The organism is Paraburkholderia sp. PAMB 6770 (genome assembly GCF_057748135.1).
The window spans coordinates 874,085-892,229 of record NZ_CM173239.1 but is presented as its reverse complement, the minus strand read 5'-3'; the positions used below and the strand labels follow the sequence as shown (position 1 = coordinate 892,229).

General features: G+C 68.5%; 16 protein-coding genes. 5 read left to right on the top strand and 11 right to left on the bottom strand.

The genetic code is table 11. The features are described 5' to 3' along the window. Positions 1–14 precede the first annotated feature (14 nt). The 3 genes from AC3AP7_RS21355 (at position 15) to AC3AP7_RS21345 (ending at position 2,479) form a co-directional block, all read left to right on the top strand. Positions 15–1,106 carry a porin gene (locus tag AC3AP7_RS21355; protein WP_487364552.1) on the top strand — a complete coding sequence of 364 codons (1,092 nt, stop codon included), beginning with the start codon at positions 15–17 and terminating at the stop codon, positions 1,104–1,106. 152 nt (positions 1,107–1,258) lie between these two features. Next, complete coding sequence (locus AC3AP7_RS21350) at positions 1,259–1,870, top strand: TetR/AcrR family transcriptional regulator (protein ID WP_487364551.1); 612 nt, start codon at positions 1,259–1,261, stop codon at positions 1,868–1,870. A gap of 201 nt (positions 1,871–2,071) precedes the next feature. After that, positions 2,072–2,479 carry a VOC family protein gene (locus AC3AP7_RS21345; RefSeq protein ID WP_487364550.1) on the top strand — a complete coding sequence of 136 codons (408 nt, stop codon included), beginning with the start codon at positions 2,072–2,074 and terminating at the stop codon, positions 2,477–2,479. Between the two features lie 87 nt (positions 2,480–2,566). Here the strand turns inward: AC3AP7_RS21345 and AC3AP7_RS21340 are convergent, their stop codons facing one another. Continuing rightward, a complete protein-coding gene (locus AC3AP7_RS21340) occupies positions 2,567–4,597 on the bottom strand; it encodes an arabinofuranosidase catalytic domain-containing protein (protein WP_487364549.1) in 2,031 nt (676 codons plus the stop codon). Positions 4,598–4,908: 311 nt separating this feature from the next. After that, a complete protein-coding gene (locus tag AC3AP7_RS21335; protein WP_487364548.1) occupies positions 4,909–5,859 on the bottom strand; it encodes a LysR family transcriptional regulator in 951 nt (316 codons plus the stop codon). A gap of 152 nt (positions 5,860–6,011) precedes the next feature. Here AC3AP7_RS21335 and AC3AP7_RS21330 point away from each other — a divergent pair, with 152 nt between their 5' ends. Then, entirely contained in the window at positions 6,012–7,346 is a 1,335-nt protein-coding gene (locus tag AC3AP7_RS21330; RefSeq protein WP_487364547.1) for an MFS transporter, read from the top strand. 28 nt (positions 7,347–7,374) lie between these two features. On the opposite strand, the gene AC3AP7_RS21325 is transcribed toward AC3AP7_RS21330, so the two are convergent. Then, positions 7,375–7,536, bottom strand: coding sequence for a hypothetical protein (locus tag AC3AP7_RS21325; RefSeq protein WP_487364546.1), 162 nt, complete (start codon positions 7,534–7,536; stop codon positions 7,375–7,377). Positions 7,537–7,556: 20 nt separating this feature from the next. Here AC3AP7_RS21325 and AC3AP7_RS21320 point away from each other — a divergent pair, with 20 nt between their 5' ends. Next, entirely contained in the window at positions 7,557–9,116 is a 1,560-nt protein-coding gene (locus tag AC3AP7_RS21320; protein WP_487364545.1) for a sulfatase-like hydrolase/transferase, read from the top strand. A gap of 33 nt (positions 9,117–9,149) precedes the next feature. On the opposite strand, the gene AC3AP7_RS21315 is transcribed toward AC3AP7_RS21320, so the two are convergent. The 8 genes from AC3AP7_RS21315 to AC3AP7_RS21280 form a co-directional block, all read right to left on the bottom strand. After that, the gene (locus AC3AP7_RS21315; protein WP_487364544.1) at positions 9,150–9,569 is read right to left on the bottom strand and encodes a DUF6691 family protein; all 420 of its coding nucleotides are present in this window, start codon (positions 9,567–9,569) and stop codon (positions 9,150–9,152) included. 1 nt (position 9,570) lies between these two features. Next, positions 9,571–10,005 carry a YeeE/YedE family protein gene (locus AC3AP7_RS21310; protein WP_487364543.1) on the bottom strand — a complete coding sequence of 145 codons (435 nt, stop codon included), beginning with the start codon at positions 10,003–10,005 and terminating at the stop codon, positions 9,571–9,573. Between the two features lie 84 nt (positions 10,006–10,089). Next, positions 10,090–10,893, bottom strand: coding sequence for a sulfite exporter TauE/SafE family protein (locus AC3AP7_RS21305; protein ID WP_487364542.1), 804 nt, complete (start codon positions 10,891–10,893; stop codon positions 10,090–10,092). 21 nt (positions 10,894–10,914) lie between these two features. Further along, positions 10,915–12,579, bottom strand: coding sequence for a bifunctional protein tyrosine phosphatase family protein/NAD(P)/FAD-dependent oxidoreductase (locus AC3AP7_RS21300; RefSeq protein ID WP_487364541.1), 1,665 nt, complete (start codon positions 12,577–12,579; stop codon positions 10,915–10,917). A gap of 160 nt (positions 12,580–12,739) precedes the next feature. After that, on the bottom strand, positions 12,740–13,621 hold the full coding sequence (locus tag AC3AP7_RS21295; RefSeq protein WP_487364540.1) for an MBL fold metallo-hydrolase: 882 nt from the start codon (positions 13,619–13,621) through the stop codon (positions 12,740–12,742). Between the two features lie 426 nt (positions 13,622–14,047). Next, positions 14,048–14,266 carry a hypothetical protein gene (locus tag AC3AP7_RS21290; RefSeq protein ID WP_487364539.1) on the bottom strand — a complete coding sequence of 73 codons (219 nt, stop codon included), beginning with the start codon at positions 14,264–14,266 and terminating at the stop codon, positions 14,048–14,050. Positions 14,267–14,318: 52 nt separating this feature from the next. After that, the gene (locus tag AC3AP7_RS21285; protein ID WP_487364538.1) at positions 14,319–15,443 is read right to left on the bottom strand and encodes a porin; all 1,125 of its coding nucleotides are present in this window, start codon (positions 15,441–15,443) and stop codon (positions 14,319–14,321) included. Positions 15,444–15,948: 505 nt separating this feature from the next. After that, on the bottom strand, positions 15,949–18,135 hold the full coding sequence (locus AC3AP7_RS21280; RefSeq protein ID WP_487364537.1) for a site-2 protease family protein: 2,187 nt from the start codon (positions 18,133–18,135) through the stop codon (positions 15,949–15,951). Positions 18,136–18,145 lie beyond the last annotated feature (10 nt).

Sequence of the window (18,145 nt, the reverse complement as noted above, 5' to 3'; positions counted from 1 at the left end):
TCGGAGGAGACACCATGCATAAAAAACCGTTGTCCATGCTCGCGCTGCCGCTGCTCGGCCTCGCGGCCGCCGCCCACGCGCAGAGCAGCGTCACGCTCTATGGCAGCCTCGATGCCGGCGTCGGCTACGTCAGCAACCTGCGCGGCGGCGCGGCGTTCATCGCCGAACAGGGCACCACGCAGGCCGACCGCTGGGGCCTCGTCGGCACCGAGGATCTCGGCGGAGGACTGAAGGCGCTCTTCAGACTCGAAGCGGGCTTCTCGACGATCAGCGGCGCGATGTCGAGCGCAGGCAATCTGTTCAACCGCGATGCGTATGTCGGCCTGTCGAAGAACGGCGTCGGCACGCTCACGCTCGGCCGCCAGATGGACTTTCACTTCGAGATGCTCGGACCGTTGTCGACCGCGCAATCGCTCGGCGACTTCTCGGCGTTCCACGTCGGCAATCTCGACGGGCTCGGCGGCACGGTGCCGGTCGAATTGTCGGACACGGTCAAGTTCCGCAGCGCGACGATCGGCGGCCTCACGTTCGGCGCGCTGTACGGCTTTCCGAACACGACGAGCAGCACCGCGGGACGCACCTACAGCTTCGGCGCGACCTATGCGTACGGTCCGCTCAGTCTCGCGGCCGCCTACTCCGGCTATCACGACCGCACGCTGAACCTCGCGAACGGGCTCGGGCTCGATGCGTTCGAAGGCGTGAATCTCGCGGGCGGCACGTCGTTCGTCGCACAAAGCGTGAGCAACGCGGGCGTCGGCGGCAGCTACCGGTTCGGCCGGCTGCAACTGCATGCGCTCGCCACCACCGCGCAGATCGATCACGCGGGCGACAAGCGCCGCTACGTCGCCTTCGACGGCGGCGCGAACTATCAGGTCACTCCCGCGTACCTGCTCGGCGCGGGCGCATGGACCGCGACGCTCGCCGGCCAGCGCTGGACCCAGTTGACGGTGGCCAACGTCTATTCGCTGTCGAAGCAGACGCAGCTGTATGTCGACGTGATGGTCGAGCAGGCGTCGCCGGGCGCGCTCGCCGATACGCTCGGCATCGGCGCATCGTCGTCGAACCGGCAGGTCGTCACGCTCGCGGGCCTCCACCACCTGTTCTGAGAACGGCGCGCGCCGCGCCCCTCCCCGCTGTCTCGTCAGTGCCCCATCGCCTCGAGCGGGCACTGTTCGGCCCTTTCACAAGGGCCTTTTTTGTTGCAGCGGGTTTTGTACAATCGCATGCATCGTCCTCCACTTCCCGCCAGAGGCCCCGCATGAGCCAGCGGCCATCGCACCGGCACCTGCGCCCGCGCAAGGCGCCGACCCAGACGCGCGCCGAAGAGACCGTCGCCTCGATCGTCGAGGCCGCGGCCCAGGTGCTGGAGGCCGACGGCTTCGCGGGCTTCAACACGAATGCGGTGGCGCGCCGCGCCGGCGTCAGTATCGGCTCGCTGTACCAGTACTTTCCGGGCAAGGACGCGTTGACTGTCGCGCTGATCCAGCGCGAGACCCAGCGCTTCCATGACGACATGGCGGTCGCGCTCACGCTGCGCAGCGGCCGCAAGGCGCTCGAATATCTGATCGGCGCGGCCGTGCGCCAGCAACTGCAGCGGCCGATGCTCGCGCGTCTGCTCGATATCGAAGAGGGCCGGCCCGCGCTGCGCGGCGAAACCGCCAAAGCGGACATGCAGACGCTGGTCGCGACGGTCATCCGGCGCGCGGCACCAGCGCATCCGCATCCGGAGATCGCCGCCGGCGACGTGATCGCGATGACTCGCGGCATGGTCGACGCCGCGGGCGAGCGCGGCGAGCACGACATGGCGCACCTCGAACACCGGCTGAAAGCCGCCGTGTTCGGCTATCTGGCGCGCACCCGCGCGGGCTGAACGTCGCGCGCGCCCGCGCGGAATGCGAGCAGGCGCGCACCGGTCATGGCGGTAAATTCACGAAAAATGCCTTGCAGCAAGGGAGTTGGGCCCAATCGGGCGGGGCCGCCAATGCGAGTTGTTGAATGTGAGCTTTTACTTATATTCTGACGTCGTCATGCGGGCTGGCATCCGCCCCCGCCCCTCACCTGGAGAACGACGATGACCGCCTTGTTCCAAAGCATGAAGCTCAATCACCTGAGCTTTCCTTCCGCCGATACGCGTGCAACCGCCGCGTTTTTCGAACAGTACCTCGGCTTTACCGTGTCCAGCACGTGGCAGCAGTCGATCATCCTGAAGCGTCCCGGCTTCGACGTCGTGATCGACCACGCAGGCGACGCGGCGCCCGCGTGGCCCCGCGCGTTCCACGTCGGCTTCGAACTGCCGTGCCTCGAAGACGTCGAGGCGCTTTACGCGCGCTTCAAGGCGGACGGCGTCGAGATGGAGACGGCCATCTTCAACAACGGCCGCGGTTCGCGCTTCTTCTGCCGCGCGCCGGGCGGCGTGATGTTCGAAATCAACACGCGCCGCGACGCGGCCGCCGACTATCGCGGCACGTTCGACAACTGAACCCGGATACGTGCGCGGCGGCCGGCCCATGCCCCGCTACGCAGGGTCGCCCGGAACAGCCGCCGCCGCGCGCGACGGCCGCCGCCGTTACATCGTCGAGGCCGTCTGGATCGACAGGCTCGGGCAGTAGTGCGTCGCGCTCAGGTAGGCCGCCTGCTGCGAGCGCACGCCGGCCGCGCTCGACGTCGGCGGATCGATGAAGATCGATGCATTCGTCGATCCCGCCGGCGCGGTGAAGTTCATCGTCACCTTCCACCAGTTGCCGACCTTCACCGCCGACAGCGCGCTCGCCTGGCCCGCGCCCCACGTTCCGCGCACGATGCTGCCGGTATTCGTATTGAGCACCCAGGCGAACTCGGTGCCGGACGGATCGTCGGTCTGGATCGAGCCGCCCGGGAACACGGTGGCGCCGGTCGTCGCCATCACGTAATCGGTGAAGCTATAGCTCTGCTGGCCCTGAACCCGGATGACTTCGTGGATGTTCGCGACCGGCGAGCCGTTCGTGCCGGTCACGAGGGCCGCGCGCGGCCGCGTGCCGTAGAGGTCGATGGCAGGCTGCGCGGTGCCGCCGTTGCTTTGCGACCAGGCGTCCGGGACGGCGAGGCTCAGCGGCGAGTTGACCAGATTGCCCGCGTAGCAGGCGGCGAGTTGCGGATCCTTCGGCGGTCCGTAGAAGCTTGCGATGCTCGCCTGGATCGCGTTGTCCGTCGCATCCGAGGTGGCCTTCGTGATCACCGCGCCTTCGAAGAACTGCACCGGCGCGGCGCTGCCGTCGCCGCCCTCGCCGAGCGACAGGCCGCCTTGCCACTGGCCGTCGAACGCGTGGCCGGCGTCGTTGCTGAAGTTGTACGCCTCGGGCGGCGCCGCATCGTAGAGCGCGGTCAGCACGCTCTGCGATGCCGAGCCGCCCTTCACCGCAAAGATGTTCGACGCGCTGGACGGCGAATACTTCGCGAGCACCGTGACGAACTTCTCCTTCGCCGGCTGCTGCGGCCCGTACAGGTACACGCCGGCTTCCGCGTCGACTCCCGGCCAGTTCACGTCGAGCCCGTTGCAGACCGGGTCCTTGACGGTCGGCGCCTGGTTCGAGTCGCCGTCGCAATAGCCGAACACGGCTGCCGCGCCGTCGGAGTACGCGAGCGCGAACATCATGCCTTCGGTCTCGCCGTGCGGATAGGTCGCGGAATTCGCGCTGTTTTCCATGTTGCCGTAAGTGCCGCAACATGACGACGACTGGCCGTAGTGCGCGCCGGCCACCATGTACTCCGCGATGTCGGTATCGCCGATCGACTGGTTCACCGTGCCGAAGCGGTTGCGATACGCCTCGCCGGCGAGCGTCGACAGCGCGGGAACCTCGATGCCGTTGAGCGGCATCATCGTGAGCTTCGCGGGCGCGCCGGCGAGCGCGGGCAGGTCGTTGCCGACGCTCAGTGCCTGCGTGGGCGCCTGGGTCGTCAGCGCGACCGGCGGCTGCGATACCTGGACCGTCAGTTCGCCCTCGCTGCCCGGCAGCGTGATGGTCGCCAGGCCGTTGAGCACCGGCACCGTGACCGGATTCTGCGAACCGGGTCCGCTGCTGGGCAAGGTCAGCGATTCGGTGCCGTTCGGGCTCAGCGTGAGCGTGGCGGGAACGTTGCCGAATGCGCCGCCCTTCAGCGTCGCGACACGATCGATCTGGTCATAGATCGTCGCAACCGAACAGGACGTGTTCCGGCAGAACGCTTCGATGCTGTTGACGTTGGCCGTGCCGACCAGCGCGCGCGGCGCCCCGCCGGGCAAGGTGGCCCGCGTATAGGGATAGATGTCCTGGGTGGTATTGTCCGACGCGCGCACGAGCTGGAACAGCGGCCCCGAGTAGTTCTGCGTCAGCAGCCGGGTCACGCTGTGCGCCGCCGAGCATGGCGTGCCGGCGCCCGCAGCCGCATCGCACGGAAGCGGCGTCGAGGTGCCCACCTCGGCGGGCGCATTGGCGTTCGCCTGGGCGGCAACGGCGGGCGAGGTGGCGGCATTCGACACACCCGCGGCCTGCGCGCCGGGCGTCGAGTCGCCGTTGCATGCGCTCAGCGCGAGCGCGGCCGACAGCAACAGAGAAACCAGTCCAACTGCTCGAAACGTCATGATCCCCTCCAGTGAGCCTGCGTCCAGTGACATCTGATTCAGACAGGATTCCTAATCAGTGACGGGTAATGCCGATGAAGCGATACGAATGCCGGGGCGCGCGCGGGATGTGCCGCCGCTGGCCCCTGGCCGGGGCGCTGCGGCGCGTGGTAATAATATTAATCATTATTACCACGCGTAAGACTCGGTACATTCCCGTATACAAATACTGGAATGCCCATTCCATGCTGCCACGCTGTTCATCGTGCAGCGCGGCAATTGTAAAAAATATTATTACTAATAATTGAAAGGCATCGAAGCCGGTCGCTGCTTCATTGCCCCGGATGAATCGCGCGCGTCGCGTCCCGCAGGCAATCGAGAAACAGCGCGACGGCCGGCGTGCTCTCGACTTCCTTGCGCCAGACCACGCCCACCGGTCCGAGGACGTCGCCGAGCGCGAGCGGCGCGATCCACAGCAGGCCGTCGCGCGCCAGTTCGCGCGCGCGCGAGCGCGGTTCGAGGCAAAGCCGCGCGCTGTCGCGCAGCAGCGGCAGATTGCCGACGCTCGTATTCGACTCGATCACGTCGGTCGGCGCGCCGAGCCCATGATCGGCCAGCACCGCGAGCAGACGGCGATGCATCGGCGCGCCGAGCGGCGGCAGGATCCACGGGAGCCCGTCCAGATCGCGCCACTGGAGCGCGCGGCGCCGCGCGAGCGGATGCGTGGCCGCGGCGACGATCACCGGCGGATCGTCGAACAGCGGGTCGAAGGCGAGCGTCGCCTCGTCCGCCATGTCCTTCGGGATGCGCCCGACCACGAGGTCGAGCCGACCGGACTGCAGCGCCGGCATCAACTGGTCCAGCGTGCCCTCGTGCAGCGCCACCGTGGTCGCGTGCGCCTGCGTCTTGAAGCGCAGCGTCGCCTGCGGCACCAGCACCGCCGCGGCGACGGTGAGCAGCCCCACTTCGAGCCGTCCGCCGATCCCGTTGGCGATCGCGTCGAGCTCCTCGCTCGCGCGCTGCGCCTGCGCGAGCATGTCGCGCGCGTGGCGGATCAGGCTCGCGCCGGCGGGCGTCGGCCGGATGCGCCGCCCATTGCGCTCGAACAGGGCGAGACCCATCCCGCGTTCGAGGTCGGCGATCATCCGCGAGATCGCGGGCTGCGTCACGTGCAGCAGTTCCGCGACCTTGCCGACCGTGGGCAGATCGGCCAGCGCCACCAGCAGATGGAGGTGCCGCAGCTTCAGCTGGCGGAACACGTATTGGTCGACGGCACGCATCATCCGATAACAGAAACGTTATGAGTAGTCGATCATATCTCATTGGACGGTGATGAATTGGCTACGCAGAATGAATCCGTTCGCACCGACCGCGCCGCCTCATGGAACCCCCTCCCCGATACCAACGCGCGGCGCCCCTTGAGGAGACCCGTCAGATGACCCTACCCGCCGCCCATCGGCGCGCCATTGTGTCCGCCATCATCGGCAACGCGTTCGAGTGGTACGACTTCATCGTGTTCGGCTTCCTGTCGGTCGTGATCGCGCGCCAGTTCTTTCCCGCCACCGATCCCACCATGTCCGCGCTGCTCGCCACCGCGACCTTCGGCAGCGCGTTTCTGGTGCGGCCGGCCGGCGGCATCCTGCTGGGCATCTACGCGGACCGCGCGGGCCGCAAGGCGGCGCTCGCGCTGGTGATCCTGCTGATGACGCTCGCCTCCGCGATCATGGCGTTCACGCCGAGCTATCGCGCGATCGGCCTCGCCGCGCCGCTGCTGATCGTGTTCGCGCGGCTGCTGCAAGGCATATCGGCCGGCGGCGAGTTCGGCAGTTCGACCTCGATGCTGATCGAGTACGCGCCGCCGCTGCGGCGCGGCTTTTACGGCAGCTGGCAAAACTTCGGGCAGTTCTGCGCGGCGGTCGTCGCGGCCGGCATGGGCGCGCTGGTCACGCGCGGGCTGCCGGCGTCGGCGCTCGACGCATGGGGCTGGCGCATCCCGTTCCTGTTCGGCCTGCTGATCGGGCCGGTCGGCTTCTACATCCGCACCCGGCTGCACGAGGCGCCCGCGTTCGCCGAGGCGGCCGCGCGCGGCGACACGCGCGCGGGCGGACTGCTGCGCGACGTGTGGCGGCATCACCGCGCGTCGCTCGTCATCGCCTTCGGCCTCACGGTGTTCGGCTCGGTCGCGCAATACGTGCTGAACGTCTATTTGCCGATCTACTCGGTGCAGCAACTGAAGCTGCGCGTCGACGCGCCGTTCATCGTGCTGATGTTCACCGGCACCGCGCGCATGATCCTGATTCCGCTGTTCGGACTGCTGTCCGACCGCATCGGGCGCAAGCCGGTGATGGGCGCGTCGATGGTCGGCTACGTGCTCACGCTGTACCCGCTCTTCAGCTGGCTGATCGCGGGGCCGAGCCTCATGCGGCTGCTCGCAGTCGAAACAGTGTTCGCCGTCCTGATGGCTGCCGCGCTCGGACCCGCATCGACCGCGCTGGCCGAACTGTTTCCGACCCGCACGCGCGCCACGGGCCTGTCGATCTCGTACAACCTCGCGACCACGCTGTTCGGCGGGATCGCGCCGTTCGTCGTCACGTGGCTCATCGGCCTCACCGGCGACAAGATGATGCCGTCGCACTTCGTCACCGCGGCGGCGGTGATCGGCCTCGTCGCATTGCTGGCGATGCCGGAGACCGCGCCGCGCGCCGGCGGCGCGGAGCCGGACGACCTGCCGCGCAACGACGCGGCGCAGCCCGAGGCGGCGCCGCGTTGAGCGGCGCACGGGGTGCCCCCTGAGCGGCTCATCGAGCGGCACACTGGGGCCCGCGCTGCGCACCACACCGGGCGCGGCGCGTCCCCTTTTCCGGCTTCACGTACTTCACGTACTTCACGTACTTCACGTACTTCACGTACTTCACGTACTTCACGTACTTCACGTACTTCACGTACTTCACGTACTTCACGCATCCCAGGTACGCCCGACATGACCCGCAACGTTCTCTTCATCATGTGCGACCAGCTGCGCGCCGACCATCTGTCGTGCTATGGCCACCCGTATCTGCACACGCCGAACATCGATCTGCTCGCGCAGCGCGGCAACCGCTTCGCGAACGCATTCGTGCAGTCGGGCGTATGCGGACCGTCGCGCATGTCTTTCTACACGGGGCGCTACGTGTCGAGTCACGGCGCGAGCTGGAACGGCGTGCCGCTCGCCGCGAGCGAAATGACGCTCGGCGCGTTGCTCGCCGACGCGGGCCGGCGCCTCGCGCTGTGCGGCAAGAGTCATTTCTCGTCCGATCAGGCCGCCTACCGGCGTCTGGGCATCGACGGCGACAGCGAACTCGGCGCGCTGCTGCGCGAAGGCTACTTCACGCTCGTCGACCGCTATGACGGACATCGCGCCGAACCGGTCGGCAGCTACGCGCAGTACCTGCGCGCGCGCGGCTACGACAGCGACGACCCGTGGAGCGATTTCGTCATCTCCGCACTCGACGCGCAAGGCCAGGTCGTGAGCGGCTGGCAGATGCGCCACGCGCATCTGCCAGCGCGCGTCGCCGAGCGGGATTCGGAAACCGCATACACGACGAACCAGGCGATCGACTTCATCGAGCGGCATCGCGACGCGCCGTGGGTGCTGCATCTGTCGTACGTGAAGCCGCACTGGCCGTATATGGCGCCCGCGCCGTATCACCGCCGCTACACGGCGGACCAGTGCCTGCCGGTCGTGCGCCGCGACGACGAACTGCGCGACGCGCATCCGGTGCTCGCCGCATACCGGCGTCAGGAAGAGAACCTGAACTTCGCGCGCGACGAAACGATCCGCGTCGTGCGGCCCGCGTACCAGGGGCTCATCCGCCAGCTCGACGATCACCTCGGACGCCTGTGGGAAGCGCTCGATCGCGTGGACGGCTGGCGCGACACGCTGATCGTCTTCACGTCCGACCACGGCGACTTTCTCGGCGACCACTGGCTCGGCGAAAAGGAACTGTTCTACGACACCGTGCAGCGCGTGCCGTACCTCGTCTACGATCCGTCGCCGCAGGCCGACGCGCAGCGCGGCCGGGTCCGCGACGAATTCGTCGAAGCCATCGACACGGTGCCGACGGTGCTCGACGCGCTCGGCCTGCCGCTGCCCGCCGAGCGCCTCGAAGGCCGCTCGCTGCTCGCGCTCACGCGCGCGCGCGGCACGCCCGTGCAGTGGCGCGACGCCGTGTTCTCCGAGCTCGATTACGCGTATCGCGAGGCGCGCCTGCTGCTCGGCCGCGCACCCGACGCGTGCCGCGCATGGATGGTGCGGACCGCGCGCTGGAAGTACATTCACTGGCAGGGCTTCGCGCCGCAGCTGTTCGATCTCGAACGCGATCCGCACGAGTTCCGCGACTGCGCGGGCGACGCCGCGTCGGCGCCCGTCATCGACGCCATGCGCGCGCGCCTGCTGGACTGGTTCTGCGCGCGGCACACGCGCACCACGGTGTCGCCCGCCGCGGTCGAGGCGCAGACGCATCGCGACCGCGAAGGCGGCGTCTTCTACGGACTCTGGTAGGCCGGCCCGCCGCGCACCCGTCAAACGGGCGCGCTACGCGCGACGACGCTTGCCGAGCCGTTCAAAGACGCCCATCCCGACGAGCATCGCCGCGACAAACCCGAACACCTTCGCGGCGCCCGTGCCGAGCGCAACCAGCGCAGGCCCCGGACAGAAGCCCGCGATGCCCCAGCCGATGCCGAACGCCGCGCTGCCGAGCACGAGCCGCAGCGTCACCGGCGCGTTGCCCGGAATCTGCATCGGCAGGCCCAGCAGCGAGCGCGTGCGCCGCTTCGCGAAGGCAAACGCAACGGACGCCACCGCGATGGCGCCCGCCATCACGAACGCGAGCGACGGATCCCACGCGCCGGCCAGATCGAGAAAGCCTTGCACCTTGGCCGGATTCGCCATGCCGGAGACGATCAGGCCGATGCCGAACAGCAGCCCCGCTCCCCACGCGACGAGCACGTTCATGTCAGCCTCCGAGCACGTGACGCACGACGAAGGTCGCGGCGAATCCGCTCGCCATGAACGTCAGCGTGGCGACCAGCGAGCGCCGCGCGCCGCGCGACAGTCCGCAGACCCCGTGACCGCTGGTGCAGCCGCTCGCGAAGCGCGTGCCGACGCCGACCAGAAAGCCGGCGACGAGCACGCTGCCCCAGCCGGCCTCGATCCGGATGACGGCCGGCCGGCCGAGCGCCGCGGCGAGCAGCGCTGCCCCGATCAGACCGAGCACGAACGCGACGCGCCACGCGGTATCGCCGCGCGCGGGCCGCAGCAGGCCGCCGACGATGCCGCTGATTCCGGCGATCCGGCCGTCGAGCAGCACCAGCAGGCCGGCCGCGCCGCCGATCAGCAGGCCGCCGCCGAACGACGCGGCGGGGGTAAAGTGAGTCAGGTCGATCATCATGGTTTCCGGCGAGACACGAGAGACACGAGAGACACGAGCAGCACGAGCAGCACGGGCCGCACGCGCGGCCGATGGCGCGCGGCGTCAGGCAAGCGCGGCTTTCGCAAGCAACCCGAGCGCGACACAGATCAGGATGGACGCGAAGCCCAGCTGGACATGCCGCGCCGACAGCCGATGCGATGCAATCCGGCCGCCGAGCATGCCGGCCGCCGTCGCGACGCTGAACCAGAGCAGCACGCCGGGCGGGGGCAATGCGCCGTGCCGCAGCGTCGCGGCCACACCCGCCGCGCCGACGAGCGTGATCACCATCAGCGACGTCGCGACAATGCCGTGCATCGACACGTTCGTCAGCTTGCGCATCATCGGCACGATGATGAAGCCGCCGCCGACCCCGAGCAAGCCCGTCATCAGACCGGTGAGCGCGCCGGTCGCGCCCAGCGCGGTGGCGCTCCCCCAGGTCCACGCGAGACGGCCCGTGCGCGGATCGATGCGCGCGACGTACCGCGCCGGGTCCTCGGCCTGCCCGGCGTGACGACGCAGGGTCTGGCGCAGCAGCCGCGCCGCGACAACCAGCATGACCGCGGCGAACAGCGCGAGCAGCAGCCGCTCGGGCAGCACGCGCGCGCCGTACGCGCCGAGCGGCGTAGCCGGTATCCCGCACAGCGCCATGAAGCACGCCGCGCGATAGCGTACGAGTCGTTTGCGAAATGCCTCGAGCGCCCCGACCGCCGCGCTGCCCGACACGGCGACGAGCGCGACCGGCGTCGCCGCCTGCATCGGCCAGCCCATGCCGAAGACGAGCGCGGGCACCGCGAGAATGCCCCCGCCCGCGCCGGTCAGGCCCAGCACCGCGCCGACGCACGCGCCAAGAACGAGTGAAATGAACATCGGTGCGTACCCCGCCTGCCGTCAACGCGCTTTCTTCACGAGCCGCGGATTCGCGAGCCACTCGTGCCCCTTCAGCATGCCGCGCCAGTAGAGCGGCGGCAGGATGCGCTCCTTGAGCAGCCACGCGAGCCGCGACGGATGCGTGCCGTCGATCAGCCAGCGCGGGAAGGTCGGCGCCACCTTGCCGCCGTACAGGAACTCGGCGAGCACGATCTTGCCGCGCTCGACGGTCAGCGGGCACGAGCCGTAGCCGTCGTACGACGCGCTCTCCGACAGTCCGCGCAGCGCCGCCAGCACGTTGTGCGCGACCACCGGCGCCTGCTTGCGCGCCGCCGCGGCGGTCTTCGCGTTCGGCGTGCCGGTCACGTCGCCGAGCCCGTGGATGTTGTCGAAGCGCTTGTGGCGCAGCGTCGTCTGGTCGACTTCGACCCAGCCGGCCGCGTCGGCGAGCGGACTCGCGCGGACGAAGTCGGGGGCCTTTTGCGGCGGCACCACGTGAATCATGTCGAATGACGTCTCGACGCGCTCGGTCTTGCCGTCCGCCAGCGTGCGCGCGAAGGTCGCGCGCCGCGCCGGGCCGTCGATCGCGATCAGGTTGTGGCTGAAATTCAGCCCGATGCCATAGCGCTCGACATACGCCATCAGCGCCGGCACGTAGTCCGCGACGCCGAACAGCACCGCGCCTGCATTGAAGAACCCGATGTCGATCTGCGCGAGGCTGCCGGTACGGCGCCAGTGGTCGGCGGACAGGTACATCGCCTTCTGCGGCGCGCCGGCGCACTTGATCGGCATCGGCGGCTGCGTGAAGAGCGCGCGGCCGCTGCGCAGCGTCTGCACGAGCTGCCATGTGTACGGCGCGAGATCGTACCGGTAGTTCGACGTGACGCCGTGTTGGCCGAGCGTCTGCGGCAAGCCCTCGACCGCGTTCCAGTCGAGCTTCAGCCCCGCGCAGACGACGAGCTGCCGGTACCGGACCACCCGGCACCCTTCGAGCACGACCGCGTTGCGATCGGGTTCGAAGGCGGCGACCGCGGCCCGGATCCAGCGCACGTTGGCGGGCAGCACGTCGGTCATCGCGCGCAGGGTCGTCTCGGGACGGAACACGCCTGCGCCGACCATCGTCCAGCCCGGCTGGTAGTAATGAACCTCCGCCGGATCGATCACCGCGATGTCGAGATTCGGTGCGCGCGCAAGCAGACTCGACGCGGTCGCGATCCCCGCCGCGCCGCCGCCGACGATCACGATCTCGTGCGTTTCCTCGGAGACCGCAAGCGGCGCGTGCATGCGCGTGGCGAGCGCGCTCAGATCGTAGCCTGCGGCCTTCGCGGTCGCGAGGATCTCGCTGAAATCCTGCTCGCCGGCGCGCGACAGCGCCCACAGCGTCGCCGAGCGCATGCCGCTGCGGCAATACGCGAGCACCGGGCCGGGCAGACTCGCGAGCGCCGCCTTGAACTGCGCGACATCGGCGTCCGAGACCTTGCCCGACTCGACGGGCAGATAGCGCGCGTCGAGCCCTTGCGCGCGCGCCGCCGCTTCGATCTCAACGAAGGTCGGCTGGTCGGGCCCCTCGCCGTCGGGACGGTTGCAGATCACCGCGCGAAAACCGGCGGCGCGCAGCGCGGGCAAGTCCGATGCGCGAATCTGCGGCGAGACGATGACCGTGTCGGTCAGCTTCCTGGTATCCATGGTCTGTCCTGATTCCTGATTCCTGATTCCTGATTCCTGATTCCTGATTCCTGATTCCTGATTCCTGATTCCTGATTCCTGATTCCTGATTCCTGATTCCTGGGTCGTGATTCCTGGGGCGCGCTTCCCGTTGCCCGGCTGGCGGCCGGCAGCGAGCGCGCTACAGCGCGTTCACCGGGATCTTGATGTACGAAATGCCGTTGCTTTCGGGCTCCGGCAGATGTCCCGCGCGCATGTTCACCTGCACCGACGGCAGGATCAGCACCGGCATCTCCAGCGTGGCGTCGCGCGCGTTGCGCATCTCGACGAAGGCATGCTCGGGCGTGCCGTCGTGAATGTGGATGTTGTGCGCGCGCTGCGCCTCGACGGTGCTGACGAACTGCACCGGACGGCCGCCCGGCGGGTAGTCGTGACACAGGTAGAGGCGCGTCTGCGGCGGCAGGCTCAGCACGCGGTTGATCGAGTGGTAGAGCGTGGCCGCGTCGCCGCCGGGGAAGTCGCAGCGGGCGGTCCCGTAGTCGGGCATGAACAGCGTATCGCCGACGAACGCGGCCTGCTGGTCGCCCGTGCCCGCGACATAGGTCACGCAGGCGGGCGTGTGGCCGGGCGTGTGCATCACGCGCAGGGGGAGCGCGCCCACGCTGAAGGTGTCGCCGTCGGCGAACAGGTGATCGAACTGCGAGCCGTCGGTCGCGAAGCCGCTGCCTGCGTTGAAGAGCTTGCCGAACACCTGCTGCACGCGCGTCACCTGATCGCCGATCGCGATCCGCCCGCCGAGGCGCGCCTTCAGGTACGGCGCGGCCGACAGATGGTCCGCGTGCACGTGGGTTTCGAGCAGCCACTGCACGCGCGCGCCGAGCGCCTCGACGCGCGCGGCGAGACGCTCGGCCGACGCGGTGCGCGTGCGGCCCGATTTCGGATCGTAGTCGAGCACGCTGTCGATCAGCGCGCACTGCATCGTCAGCGGATCCAGCAGCAGGTAGCTGATGGTCCCGGTAGCCGGATCGAAAAAGCCTTCGACGACGAATCGGTCGGTACTCATGGCGCGCGCTCCTGTCGCAAAGCGGTCAGTGGATGGGGCAAATAGGGCAGATTTGACCGGAATCAAATCAAGTACCGTGCCAGCGCGGCCGCCGTCCCCGCGCGGCCCAGGCAAGTTCATGATTTGTTTCGGTTTTGGGAAGCACGAAGAAGGAGCGCGGGCGCGCATCGGCGACGCGATGCGCCTGCTTCTGAAGGGCGACGACTGCCATCGACTGCCATATGGCAGTTATGGCAGTCGTGGCAGATAGGGCAGTCGGGTGATGGCGGTTACATGGCAGTACGCCGATCGCGACGCCGTCGCGGGGCGCCGCCGGGCGACATCGCATGCACCCGGCCGTACTCGTTAATCCAGCCCGTCACGCGACGGCGCCGACACGGATGCGGCCCGATGCCGGTTCGCACGTCCTGGTATGCGCGGCACGCCTCACCCGATCCGTTCATAGGTGGCTTCGAAGCGGGCGTTGTCCATCGGCCATGCACACCCGGACGCGTCCGTGATGATCCAGTCGCCCGGCACAACATTGAACCAGCCGTCTGGGGTCGCGATCACCCATCCTGTTTCATGCTCGACCACCCACGGATGATCGCCGCGTCCAAACCAGCGGACCGCGTCAACCACTGCCGAGCGCCGGACATAAGGCATTTCGTTGCCTGCTTTCGGTGAGGGTCCGGCTCGCACTCTTCCATGCGAGCGCTCAGAACCGGTGCCTGATCCCAGCGATAACCGACGTTTGCGACCCGCCTTCACGCGGATCGACAACCGGGATGATCGTGCTCGCGGCAAGCGCGAGCGTGCCGCTATTCTTCATGTGCTCAGCCGTCACGTACAGCGCCGTGCTATCCGATAACGTGTACACCCCGCGCAGGACAAGCATGATTGCCTTGTTGGGCGACTGATCGTATTTGAGTTCCGCCAGTTCGCTGTCGAACGAGAGAAACCGGTTCACCGGCACCGTGCCCGTCAACCACACCAGATTGCTCTTCGGTGTCGCGATGCCCTCGTCGTCGCGCCTGATCCAGCCCATTCCGAACCGCGCGTCACGTACGTTGAAGTAGGCCCCGAGGATGAAGCGGCTGTCCGTCAGCCCGGGCGACGTCAAACCGCCCCAGGTGGCCGGCGTACCGCCGTAATTGCGCTCGTAGGCGCTGGCAACGCCCCACTGCGGATTTTCATACTTCAGTAGTGCAGACCATTCTCGGCATTCGGGTGAAGGGGTAGATTCGCCCGGACAGTTGGTGGCCACCGCCGTGCCGCCGTCTACCGCATCGCGGCCGAAGCTGTAATTCACGCCGGTTTCGAATCCGCCGATGTGGTACAGGTAGCTGATCGCGTTGTCGGCGCGCGGATTGGCGATGCCGTTGTCCAGGGTGGTGAGACCTTGCGCGCCGAATCCGAACGGATTGACGGGCTTGACCGCGTACGCCCGCATCGTGTACTGCCGGCCGAACGTCAGGCGACCGAAGTCTCCGCTCAACCCGACATACGACTGCCGGCCGAACAGGCGCCCCCCCTGGCTCGACGATCCGTTACTCGCCTGAAACCCGCCTTGCAGATCCCATATGGCCCGCAGTCCTTCGCCCAGATCCTCGTTGCCGCGCAATCCGAAGTACGAGGTGTCCGTGCCCCAACCCATGCGGACACTGCTATGGGTCGTCGTGCCCGTCGCCTGGTTGTCGATGTACTCGATACCCTGATCGACGGAGCCATACAGCGTGACCGTGCCCGGGCCGTCCTGACTCCATTGGGGCGTCTCCCCGGCCCACGCTGGTGCAGCGGCGATCAACACCGCGCAAAGGCCTATCGCCGCCTTGTATTTCATGGCAGTCCCTGTCTCCCTGTAGTAGTAATGGTTCGTACTCCGCCATCGCGGCATGCCGCGATGGCGGAGTACGTTGCCCGTCTGCTGGAAGATTCTGCCCGCGCATCGCCATGCCGCGATTGAGAAAAACTGCGGCTGAATTGAGTGAAAGGTTAACCTGACCGCTTGACGCAAACGGATAGCGCGCGGCAGCAGGCGGGGGGGTGCGCCCGTTAGCGGATACTTCGGTGGTCCACACCAGAGGAGCTAACGCGCATCGTCTGCGATTGACGATGCGCCGACGGGACACCGCCTGCGTCATCCGCACAACGGCATGTCATGATCCTGAATTAGCAGGACTACTTATTTATTTGAGTCATTCTTTTAGGGATTGATCGGGTGGTGCAGCACCCTGTGGCGCTGCAGCCTGTCGCTTTTCAGGGGCGGCATGGCATCGCGCGCCGCGGCCGCCCCTCGTTTCCCGACACGATTGGTGTACCAGCTGCCGGAGACGGCCAACCGCCCCCTACGCCCCCGCCTGCCCCTCGATCACCGCGAGCAGCTTGCGCAATCCGCGCCACGCGAGGCTCGCCGGCAGCGCGCCGAGCGTCGCGGTGCCGACCACCTGGCGCTGCAGCGCCGCGTTCCCCGCGCACGCGCCCACGCGCACCCGGTACGTCGCGGCGAGCGGCACCAGCTGCCGCGTTCCCTGTTGCAGCGTGGCCGGTATCGGGCCGCCGTAAGGGCTCGCGACGTAGGGTTCGTCCAGCGTCGCGAGATTCACGCGGTCGATCGCCGTCACCCGGCAATGCAGCGCGTGCGCTTCCGGCCGCGCCGCAATAAAGGTCGCGGCATCGCCGACCGCGAGGCGCCCCACGTCGTCCTCGCCGACAAACGCTTCGCCCTTGATGCGCCCGTCCGCCACACTCGCCGCACTCGCCGCACTCGCCGCACCCGCCGCACTCGCCGCACCCGCCCCGCCCGCGGGCGACACCACGTCGAACAGCCGCTCGCCGCGCGGCACCCATTCGCCGGCGGCCAGCCCTTCGTCCGCGACGCTTTCGACCACGCCGGCGAACGGCGCGCGCACCGTCAGTTGCGCGATCTGGGCCGCAAGCCCCGCCACGGTCTGATGCGCGGCATCGCGCCGTCGCGCGAGCGCCACGCCCAGTTGCAGCAGCCGGTCGTCGAACGGCTGCTGCGCGACCTCCCAGTCGAGCAGGTCCGCTTCGGCCTGTGCGCGCTTGAGCCGGTAGTCGAGCTCCGGCGAGCTCAACACCGCCAGCACCGTGCCCGCCGCAACGTGCTGGCCGTCGCGCGCGGGCGCGACCGCATCGGACACGTAGGCCGCCGCCGGCGCGTACAGCCCTTGCGCGAGGCTCGGCCCGAACACCGCGGGCGCACTCACGCCGCGCTGCCACGGCAGCACGAAAAAGCCGAACAGCGCGGCGCCGGCGAGCGCGCTGCGCACGGTCTGCCGCCGCCAGCGCAATTCGCCGCGCCGCCGCCAGCACGCGCCGAACTCGCGCGTGACGGGCCGCACGATGAACCAGCCGAACTCCACGCAGAAAAGCGCGGTGCCGAGCGCCTTGAAAAAGGTGTGATAGACGACCAGCGCGATCGAGAAGAACACGGTCAGCCGGTAGAGCCACGTGACGAACGCGAAGGCGATCAGGAAGCGCCGCCGGCGCGGCGCGCACGGCTCCGGCTGCGGATCGCCCAGTCCGAACAGCCACTCGCGCAGCCCCCAGCGGCCGAACGCGAACGCGCGATCGTGCAGGTTCGGCATGTCGAGCCAGTCCGACAGCAGGAAGTAGCCGTCGAAGCGCATGAACGGACTCGCGTTGATCGCAAGCGTGCCGATCCACGTGGTCGTCGCCAGCAGGAATGCGCCGGCGCGCAGCGGACCGTCCGGCAGCAGGTTCCACGCGACCGTCGCCAGCACGGCCAGCACCAGTTCGGCCAGCATGCCGGCCGCGCCGATGCGCAGCCGGCGGCGCCGGTCGGATACCTGCCACGCCTCGGTCGTATCGGTGTAGAGCACCGGCAGCATCACCAGCAGCGCGATCCCCATCGTCGGCACGCGGCAGCCGTAGCGGTACGCGGTGAACGCGTGGCCGAACTCGTGCAGCACCTTCGCGAAGCCGATCGCGAGCGCGAGCGCCGCGAGGCCTTGCCAGTCCGCATAGCGGTGGAACGTGTGGACGAACTCGTCCCAGCGCCGCGACACCATGAAGAGGCCCACCAGCGCGCATCCCGCGACGCCGGCCCAGAACGCCGGCCGGTACGCGAAGCCGGCATAGCGGCTGAAGCGCCGCAGGAACGGCATCGGCTGCCACAGCGGGACGCGGATCAGCAGATAGTGCTTGAGCAGCCACATCGCATGCGAAAGCCGGCTGGCTTCGGCGCTCGCGGACAGCCGGCCGGTATCGGCCGCGCAGCGCGCGACGAGCAGATGCTGCTGGCGCAGCGTCGCGAGCAACGCGTCGAAGTCCGCGAGGCCGACCGTCAGCGTGGTTTCGCGGTTGACCGCGGCGACGATCGCGGCGGCGTCGTCGAGCGCCCAACGCGACAGCAGTTCGAACGCGGGCCAGCCGAGCTGGAAAAAGCGGTTCGCGGCCGGGTCGTGCAGCATCCAGGTCGGCGCGCCTTCGGGCGTCGGCGCGCCGCGCGAGAGCGTGAGCTCCTGGCGAAGCTGGGGCAACTGGAGCATGGCGGAACGT

Coding starts and splice junctions, on each gene's coding strand:
- AC3AP7_RS21355 (WP_487364552.1), top strand. CDS start 15: ATGCATAAAAAACCGTTGTCCATGCTCGCGCTGCCGCTGCTCGGCCTC.
- AC3AP7_RS21350 (WP_487364551.1), top strand. CDS start 1,259: ATGAGCCAGCGGCCATCGCACCGGCACCTGCGCCCGCGCAAGGCGCCG.
- AC3AP7_RS21345 (WP_487364550.1), top strand. CDS start 2,072: ATGACCGCCTTGTTCCAAAGCATGAAGCTCAATCACCTGAGCTTTCCT.
- AC3AP7_RS21340 (WP_487364549.1), bottom strand. CDS start 4,597: ATGACGTTTCGAGCAGTTGGACTGGTTTCTCTGTTGCTGTCGGCCGCG.
- AC3AP7_RS21335 (WP_487364548.1), bottom strand. CDS start 5,859: ATGATGCGTGCCGTCGACCAATACGTGTTCCGCCAGCTGAAGCTGCGG.
- AC3AP7_RS21330 (WP_487364547.1), top strand. CDS start 6,012: ATGACCCTACCCGCCGCCCATCGGCGCGCCATTGTGTCCGCCATCATC.
- AC3AP7_RS21320 (WP_487364545.1), top strand. CDS start 7,557: ATGACCCGCAACGTTCTCTTCATCATGTGCGACCAGCTGCGCGCCGAC.
- AC3AP7_RS21315 (WP_487364544.1), bottom strand. CDS start 9,569: ATGAACGTGCTCGTCGCGTGGGGAGCGGGGCTGCTGTTCGGCATCGGC.
- AC3AP7_RS21310 (WP_487364543.1), bottom strand. CDS start 10,005: ATGATGATCGACCTGACTCACTTTACCCCCGCCGCGTCGTTCGGCGGC.
- AC3AP7_RS21305 (WP_487364542.1), bottom strand. CDS start 10,893: ATGTTCATTTCACTCGTTCTTGGCGCGTGCGTCGGCGCGGTGCTGGGC.
- AC3AP7_RS21300 (WP_487364541.1), bottom strand. CDS start 12,579: ATGGATACCAGGAAGCTGACCGACACGGTCATCGTCTCGCCGCAGATT.
- AC3AP7_RS21295 (WP_487364540.1), bottom strand. CDS start 13,621: ATGAGTACCGACCGATTCGTCGTCGAAGGCTTTTTCGATCCGGCTACC.
- AC3AP7_RS21290 (WP_487364539.1), bottom strand. CDS start 14,266: ATGCCTTATGTCCGGCGCTCGGCAGTGGTTGACGCGGTCCGCTGGTTT.
- AC3AP7_RS21285 (WP_487364538.1), bottom strand. CDS start 15,443: ATGAAATACAAGGCGGCGATAGGCCTTTGCGCGGTGTTGATCGCCGCT.
- AC3AP7_RS21280 (WP_487364537.1), bottom strand. CDS start 18,135: ATGCTCCAGTTGCCCCAGCTTCGCCAGGAGCTCACGCTCTCGCGCGGC.